Annotated in this window: 3 protein-coding genes; all 3 read left to right on the top strand. The window is 56.0% G+C overall.

The window, feature by feature from the left end; translation table 11 throughout:
- Positions 1–122: 122 nt before the first annotated feature.
- From HNO79_RS16240 to HNO79_RS16230, 3 genes are read left to right on the top strand one after another with little or no spacing between them, the layout of a single operon-like run.
- Positions 123–1,349 (top strand): tyrosine-type recombinase/integrase, encoded by a 1,227-nt coding sequence (locus tag HNO79_RS16240; protein ID WP_214165937.1) that lies wholly within the window; start codon positions 123–125, stop codon positions 1,347–1,349.
- Positions 1,343–2,263, top strand: coding sequence for a tyrosine-type recombinase/integrase (locus HNO79_RS16235; RefSeq protein WP_214165936.1), 921 nt, complete (start codon positions 1,343–1,345; stop codon positions 2,261–2,263). Before HNO79_RS16240 ends, HNO79_RS16235 begins: the two co-directional genes overlap by 7 nt.
- Positions 2,260–3,258, top strand: coding sequence for a tyrosine-type recombinase/integrase (locus HNO79_RS16230; protein WP_214165935.1), 999 nt, complete (start codon positions 2,260–2,262; stop codon positions 3,256–3,258). Before HNO79_RS16235 ends, HNO79_RS16230 begins: the two co-directional genes overlap by 4 nt.
- The last annotated feature ends 128 nt before the right edge of the window (positions 3,259–3,386 follow it).

Genomic DNA, 3,386 nt, shown 5'->3' with positions numbered 1-3,386 from the left:
GACACGCCGATCGTCACAGGCATGGCATGGTCCCCGATCATATCGCGGCACGCCATTTCGGTCGTCCTGATCGATAGATCCCATGGTCATAATTCTGCTTCCACCCAACAGGAGGAGGCATCATGCCAACGGGTAATTATATCCGCCAGAATTCGGTTAAAGCACGACTGGCAGCTGGACTTGCAGCAAATCATGTCGAGGGTTTTCTTCAGTGGCTTCGCGAGAAGCAATACACACCTTTGACCGTTATAGAATTGGAGCGGCTGCTGGCATGCTGGACGCATTGGGCACGCGCGGCAGATTATACGCTCGCGACCATTCGCCAAGCATACATGGCTTCATCTACGCTGATCGCGTCGGGATATCGAGCGCGATTTCCCGGCGATCTCCGTCAGGATGTCGTGGGATGTGCCAAATTATTCATTATCTATTTGGAAACATGCAAAGTGCTGGATTCTTTGCCTGCTCCTGCCGAACCCGCTCTCCTCGTGGAATTCAGACATTGGGCATTGGAACAGCATGGTCTGGCAGAGACAACGCTCGGTTTTTACCTTCACGTCATTCGTCTTTTTGTTGCCTACATGGGTGAAGATCCGACCACTTATACGGCAGCCACCATCCGTGCCTTCGTCCTGGAACGGGGACAGAATGTCTCACAGTGTCGAGTAAAGGGCATCATTGTTTCAACACGGTCATTTCTGCGTTTTTTGGTTGCGACAAGGCGTTGTCCGTCGGGATTGGTGCATGCACTGCCCCGATCAGCAAACTGGCAGCTGACCTCCATCCCGCGATTTCTTCCGGACACGGAGATTGGGCGCATTATCGATGCGTGCGATGGCGAACAGCATCTCCGGGATCGAGCCATCATTCTACTTCTTGCCCGTCTTGGATTGCGTGCCAGCGAGGTGGCGCGCCTGACGTTTGACGACCTCGACTGGACTCAGGGTCATATTCGTATCCATGGGAAAGGTCGCCGACTTGAATTGCTGCCACTGACGCAGGAAATAGGCGACGCTATCATTGCCTATGTGACGCGTCAAAGACCGCCGGCGCCAACACGAGCGTTGTTCGTCACGGTAGTCGCTCCGGTCCATGAGATTAACCGGATCGTCGTAAAATGCCTGGTCAATCGTGCCTTGACGCGGGCCGGCATAGATAGCCCGCATCGCGGCGCACATATTCTGCGTCATTCGGCGACAACCGCCATGTTGCGTCATGGGGTAAGCCTGGCTGATGTCGGCGCGGTACTTCGCCACCGCGATACAGCGATGACGGCCCATTATGCCAAGGTCGATCTGACGCTCCTGTCGGCTATTGCCCAACCTTGGGATGGGAGGGCGCCATGCTGATCGACGACGTGAATCGCTACATAACCCTGCGCCGCTCACAGGGGTTCAAACTTGAAAAAACAGCCCGTCATCTCGAGGCATTTGCCCGCTATGCGGCGGAACGCACCGATACCCATATTCGTATCGAGAGCGCGCTGGAGTGGTCATCTTCGACCTCGTCAACCCAACGCAGCCGATATCGAAAACTTCAGGAGCTTGCGCATTTTGCACGTTTTCTGCGCGCGGAAGATCCTCTTCATGAAGTTCCTGACCACCACATATTCTATTGCCCGGTATCGAGACCGACGCCTTATATCTATTCTCGGGACGAGATTGCCCGCATGCTTGCTGCGGCAGGTAATTTGCGTCGGCAGAAGCCCAGTCCGCTCAGGCAGCACATATACGTGATGCTGATCGGATTGCTTGCGTCGACCGGTCTGCGGGTCTCCGAGGCGCTGAATCTTCGGTTGTGTGATCTGTTATTGGGCGACGTGCTGCATATCCGTCAGACGAAATTCAATAAAAGCCGACTTGTTCCGATGCATCCGAGCGTCGCTGCCGCATTGCGCGACTACCTTGCTATCCGTGAGCGGTTCTCAGGGGAGGACGATCATATGTTTCTGTCCGTTGGTGGAAAGCCGATGGGCGTGGGAACCTTGTATGCAGCATTCCATGTCATCCTGCGCAAGGCGGGTGTCGGCCAAGGGCGCACCCGCCGCCCCCGCATCCATGATCTCCGACATACCTTCGCGACACGGGTGCTCGAACAATGCTCGGCCCGACGGGAGGATGTGGCACGCGATTTTATCGCGCTGTCGACGTACCTCGGGCACGCACATATCCGATATACCTACTGGTATCTGCAGGCGACACCTGAATTGATGAGCGATATCGCGGGAATGGTCGAAAACCTGATCGGGGAGAAGCTGTCATGACCCCGATCGCGCCTCTCATCACTGGCTTCCTGCGTGACTACCTACCCAATCAGCGTGGTTTCAGTCCGCATAGCTGCGATGCCTACGCCCGTAGCTTCACGCTGCTCCTCACTTTTGTCTCTACCAGATTACGTGTGCGGCCAGCCCAGCTCATGCTCGAACAGATTGATGCCGACATGGTCATCGCATTCCTCACCAATATCGAACGGGAGCGCGGCAACAGTGCTTCCACCCGGAATCTGCGGCTCGCGGCAATCAAGACATTTATGCGCTACGTCGAATTGAAATATCCCAGAGCACTGGAACAGATTGCCCAGATCAGAGCGATCCCGGGCAAGCGGCATGAACAGAAACTCGTTCAACATCTGACGCTGATCGAAATACGCGCTGTTCTCGACGCTCCCGATCTCAAGACCCGTGCAGGAATACGAGATCGGGCCATGCTGCATCTTTGTTTCGCAGGTGGATTACGTGTTTCTGAACTGGTTGGTGTCCGCCTTGAAGACGTCGTCCTGCATCCCGCACCCAGCGTCACGGTGTTGGGCAAGGGGCGGCGTGAGCGGTGCCTGCCGCTCTGGAAAGATACCGCGCGCGATATCCGGGCATGGCTCGCCGTCAGAGGCACGCCACCAACACCGGAATTATTTACCAATGCACAAGGCCGGACGATGACGCGCGCAGGCTTCGAATATATCCTGGAAAAACATGCGGCTTCAGCCGCAAGTCAATGTCCCACTTTATCAGATCGCGTGATTACACCTCATCTCTTGCGGCATAGCTGCGCGGTGACCATGCTTCAGGCCACGCGGGATATTCGCAAGGTTGCGCTCTGGCTGGGGCATGCGGATATCCGAACGACCGAGGTTTATCTGCGGATAGATCCATCCGAAAAACTCGAAGCAGTCGAGGCTGTGTTACCGCCGTCACTCCGGCGAGGACGTTTCAAGGCGCCCGACGCATTGATCGCTTCCCTGATGGCACATCGGGGAGCATGACATCGTCAGAATTTGGACCTGATCGCTCCATGGCGGTCAGGTTCTCTTCCATACCGGCACTCGGCGTGGGTCTGGTCGTGCCGGGAAATGATCGGCGATCATACTGTGCTTGTGACGATCGACCGGTT

Source organism: Komagataeibacter oboediens (genome assembly GCF_018491655.1).
GTDB classification, from domain to species: Bacteria; Pseudomonadota; Alphaproteobacteria; order Acetobacterales; family Acetobacteraceae; genus Komagataeibacter; species Komagataeibacter oboediens.
The sequence above is the reverse complement of the archived record's forward strand: the minus strand, read 5'-3'. Positions and strand labels throughout refer to the sequence as shown.

Excerpts from the sequence above, each read along its gene's own strand:
- HNO79_RS16230 (WP_214165935.1), top strand. The coding sequence starts at position 2,260 with ATGACCCCGATCGCGCCTCTCATCACTGGCTTCCTGCGTGACTACCTA.
- HNO79_RS16240 (WP_214165937.1), top strand. The coding sequence starts at position 123 with ATGCCAACGGGTAATTATATCCGCCAGAATTCGGTTAAAGCACGACTG.
- HNO79_RS16235 (WP_214165936.1), top strand. The coding sequence starts at position 1,343 with ATGCTGATCGACGACGTGAATCGCTACATAACCCTGCGCCGCTCACAG.